Here is a 4,066-nt window from a genome sequence, read left to right as displayed (position 1 = left end):
GTACTGTTTGCGAAATAATTTACCCGTGTCCTGCAACCTAAGTTATTGATAAAATTTGAATTTTACGTTAGTTAGTAGCTGGTTTTTTCGAAAACAGTACACTAGGGCATCGATGCACCTGGCATGCGCGAGGTAAACGTTCCTGGCACACGCGCCTTTTGTGATGGCCGAAGACAAGTGCACTTCTGAACGCACGGCTCCAGATGGATGTAGCGCGCTGGATATCTCAAGCTGGGCCAGTTCTGTGACGCGCAAACCAGTCGTGTGAGTCAGCCAAAGCAGCAGCACATCCCGCTCAGGCTTCCGGCCTGTTACCGAAGCCACTCTTATGAGGTGTTTTAATTGACCAGGTCGAAGGGATGTTGCACGACGGATCTTGGCTGTCATGGGACTCTCTATCAGGATTGGCGGAAATTCGCTGTCGTTCCAAAGAGAGTCAGCAGTAGGCCTCCGAGAAAGCCTACCACCAGTGTTTATGCGGTGTTGTAGGAAAATGCTACCGCATCACTATTTGACTTGAGAGTCCCTTTCTTCGAGCGCGTCTAAGGCCAAGCTCACTAGATCACCAAGGACTCTGATACCGCGTCTTTCGGCCATCTCATAGAAACGATCATGACAAGCTTCTGTCACCTTGATGTTGAGCTGTTTTTTTGGCGAACTGGAGTTAAACCGTGCACGCTTTGCAGGCTTGGCTTCCGGCGCCGCCCGCGAAGGAAAATTGTTATCTTTAGATATCTTTTCGATAACCTCAACGTCTGCTGGACGCTGCTCCTCCCCTTTCGGCTTGAAATTACCCAAGTTCGCAAAAGGGTCGATTCGTTTATCAGTCATCACTCACCTCCCCCACCGGTTGGAGTTTTGATACGAGTTCTGCAGCGAATGCATCAGCGTTAGCGACAGCCTTATCGATGCCTGGCACCTCAGAAGCATTCAAGTCACCCAAAGGCTGTTGAAAGGAGAACATCGCTCGAAAGGCTTCACGCTCTGTCATTACCGTTTCGAACATAGGAATCTGCTTCTCCACAAGACTCCTACGTAGATTGGACATAGTTCGGGTTTGGTAGGCAGGGGGGGTGCGTGTCAGCAGAATTGAGAATGGCAGGCTATAGCCTGGCAGATGCCTTCTCATAGCTAGCTCTTGATCGTGTATCAGAGAAACCGCCCTGCCCGCCTGCTCTGCGTCCAGTAAAGACCCTTGCATCGGCACAACGACAAAATCTGCCTCCTGTAACGCTAGCACCACAATTTTGGCGGCAGTACCTTCCAGGTCGACAATTACGAACGGATCGAGATTGGCAGCTTCACGAATTTTGCTCGCGATGTTGTTTTCCGTCACTCCGGAGATAACTGTCATATTGGAAGGACAATGCCCACCCGCCGCCCATTTGGCGATCGGGTAGTTAGGGTCAGCGTCGATTACTGTCACACCTACTCCTCTGGCGGCTAGCTGGGTAGCCAGAGCTAGGCATGAGGTGGTTTTACCTACCCCACCCTTGGGGCTGATAAAAGGGATTGTTGGCATATCGATATCTCCGAATACCTATGGCTATCAAAAGCTATCTAATGATAGGTATTCAGCCAAGCATAACAATATACCTTAAAGTATCAACAGATATCTCGTGATATCCAAAACTACCTCAAGATAGCAAAGGATATCAAGACGTATCACTTAGCTATCTGAGCGTAGTGGACTACCGAGGGCAGGGAGCAACGGAGCAAAATACCAACGTAAGACCTGCCTCGGGCGTTCGGTATGGCTTAAAAGGGTAGCTCACCCCGAAATGGCTCTTTAGGATTGCATTTAGACCAAGTGAGCCATGGCTGATAAGCTCGGCCCGTTTAGGTATACCTAAAAAGGCCACATCATGACAAATCTCAATGTTGCGCGGGTGTGCCTGCGTGTTAGTACCACTCAGGCGCTCGATCTGATATGCACCAGTAGTGGAACCTATCATGTCCGATCGCCAACTCATGTCCAATTGCCGAGGACGGAACAGTCCGCAAACACAAGATCAGGAGTGGAGAGTCTATATGCCGGGTATCAACGGAGCAGGGCCATCAAATTTTTTTTGGCATTTGCGCACAGACGGCGAGCCAGTAACTGAGCGCGAACATGACTCCAGTAGCAGTGCCAGTTCGGCGAACAGTCCGGAGTTGCCGCCGCCCGCATCTCCTGCGGAATCCGGAAGCCGGAGGCTGCTACGTTCCCCACCTTTGTCTGGCCAAATCAGAGAATGGATTGAGCAGAACATTCGGCAGGAAGCAGAGCCTCAATCCTCAAGCCTCAATAGGGCTGCAAGATTGGCGGCGATGCCGCCGCAGGAGCATGACGAAAGTAATGTGGCTTACGCAATACGCTTGCGTAGACTGAACCCGGGTGCGGATGTAAGTAGGGTAGTTGCATCCTTTATAACTGACCCGGCGGCTCGACAGCAAGTTGTGGATGATATCCGCGCAGCCTTGGATATAGCTCCACAGTTTAATCAATTGCGTACGATCTCGAAGGCCGATGCTGAATCTGAAGAGCTGGGTTTCAGAGATGCGGCAGATCATCCCGACAACGCGACGTCCTGCCTTTTTGGTGAAGATTTGTCACTGAGTAATCCGGATCAGCAGGTGATAGGTCTAGCGGTTAATCCGACGGATAAGCCGCAGCCTTACAGCCAAGAGGTAAACAAGGCCCTTACATTCATGGATATGAAAAAACTTGCCCAATACCTGGCAGACAAGCCCGAGCATCCGCTGAACAGACAAAGACTTGATGCCGAAACTATCGCTAAGTACGCTTTTAGAATTGTTCCCTGACCGTCTGCGTTTTTGGAGTGATCCTCAAACGCTCAGGCGATCGCGCAGATGAGGTACGTGGAGCCCTGACAGAGGGAAGGTGCGCCCGCACCTAAGTTTCGCGGTGAAGCAACCTGCATTAATGCGGTTGTATCGGGTAATGTGATGAGCAAGGCTTTTCCGCCCAAGAGAAAGGAAGTTCAGTGGCCGACTACATCAACAAAAGCATCATATGCCAGGCATACCTTCACATTGACCCAGTGCCAAAGGACTTAGACGAGGCAGCCCTCAAAGCAGAGCTAGAAAGCTTTCTGGGCGTGAGGGCGGAGTTCTTTCTCTACAAAGACGTCGGAACCGAGGTTGAGCTTAAGGAAGGATCACTCAAAATTTATCTCACAATTCTGGGGACCCTATACGCGGGTATAGCCCAGTATCCCGACTTCCGGCAGGGCGTAGAGCTATTCGCGGCAGACTCCAAGCGCGTATCGGACTACGCGATATCCGAAAGCCTGTTTTTGACTAAATCTCGCCATGATTGCGTGCTGCGTACGGAAGCACGAACCGGCGTATGTGGGACGCTGAAAAAAATTGCTGATGAGATCGACTACATCAAACGCGAATCTGGCACCGCCGATCCCAGTCGTTTGATCGCTCGGATGGAAGCGCTGAAGAAGGAAATCTTTGTTTTCAAGGACAACGTTACCGACCCGGCAGACAAGGAGTGGGTTTTTCCACAATTGAAACAATACGCAGACGAACAGATACCTAAAAGGGCCGTGCCTAAGGAGAACGAGTTCGTAAGCGCAGAGATTGCCAGTGCCTACATCCGTGAACATGGGCTGCTTATGCGCTCAATGAATTTGGAGAATTAAGACACGCGATGACAGATCAAAAAGGCAGACCGTAAAGTATGCCGCTGTCACCCTGCTGTCATGGCCACCGTTCGGAAATATAAGAAGTCGTTGAAAGCGCTGAATTGTATGGTGTCCCAGGCGGGGTTCGAACCTGCAACCTTCCCCTTAGGAGGGGCCATTCTACATAATCTCCGTTCGTAACGCTGCGGGGCCTACTCTTGCGCCCAGATGTACACTGCCTGATTGATCGGGTCTAATGTGCCATCGCGAGCAATCCATTCGTCACCGGTCTTGCGGCAGAGGGCCTTGAGTTCATCCACTCTGATTCCATGCACTTGGGCGACACTGTGCGCAATGGCGGCAGGACCGCCGCCGTCGCGCACCTTCACAAACACCAAGTGATGCAACGGCGTATCCGTCCGGCCAAG

4 protein-coding genes and 1 pseudogene are annotated in these 4,066 nt (G+C 51.3%); 2 read left to right on the top strand and 3 right to left on the bottom strand.

Annotated elements, in window-relative coordinates; genetic code table 11:
* Nucleotides 1-507 precede the first annotated feature (507 nt).
* The gene (locus DW49_RS0127490; protein WP_007253135.1) at nt 508-831 is read right to left on the bottom strand and encodes a hypothetical protein; all 324 of its coding nucleotides are present in this window, start codon (nt 829-831) and stop codon (nt 508-510) included.
* Nucleotides 824-1,522 carry a ParA family protein gene (locus DW49_RS0127485; protein WP_005734862.1) on the bottom strand — a complete coding sequence of 233 codons (699 nt, stop codon included), beginning with the start codon at nt 1,520-1,522 and terminating at the stop codon, nt 824-826. The genes DW49_RS0127490 and DW49_RS0127485 overlap by 8 nt, the downstream gene beginning before the upstream one ends.
* A gap of 617 nt (nt 1,523-2,139) precedes the next feature.
* On the opposite strand from DW49_RS0127485, the pseudogene DW49_RS1000000133230 reads away from it, so the two are divergent.
* Both DW49_RS1000000133230 and DW49_RS0127475 read left to right on the top strand, forming a co-directional pair.
* Nucleotides 2,140-2,805: pseudogene (locus DW49_RS1000000133230) on the top strand (Effector protein hopAB1); the annotation flags it as partial.
* 182 nt (nt 2,806-2,987) lie between these two features.
* Nucleotides 2,988-3,656: a hypothetical protein gene (locus DW49_RS0127475; RefSeq protein WP_024421540.1), complete on the top strand. Its 669-nt coding sequence runs from the start codon at nt 2,988-2,990 to the stop codon at nt 3,654-3,656.
* A 194-nt stretch (nt 3,657-3,850) separates the two neighbouring features.
* Here DW49_RS0127475 and DW49_RS1000000132990 read toward each other — a convergent pair.
* A partial coding sequence (locus DW49_RS1000000132990) for a hypothetical protein (protein WP_032617802.1) occupies nt 3,851-4,066 on the bottom strand: 216 nt, incomplete at its 5' end.

This window comes from Pseudomonas avellanae BPIC 631 (assembly GCF_000444135.1).
Lineage (GTDB): Bacteria > Pseudomonadota > Gammaproteobacteria > Pseudomonadales > Pseudomonadaceae > Aquipseudomonas > Aquipseudomonas avellanae.
The sequence above is the reverse complement of the archived record's forward strand: the minus strand, read 5'-3'. Positions and strand labels throughout refer to the sequence as shown.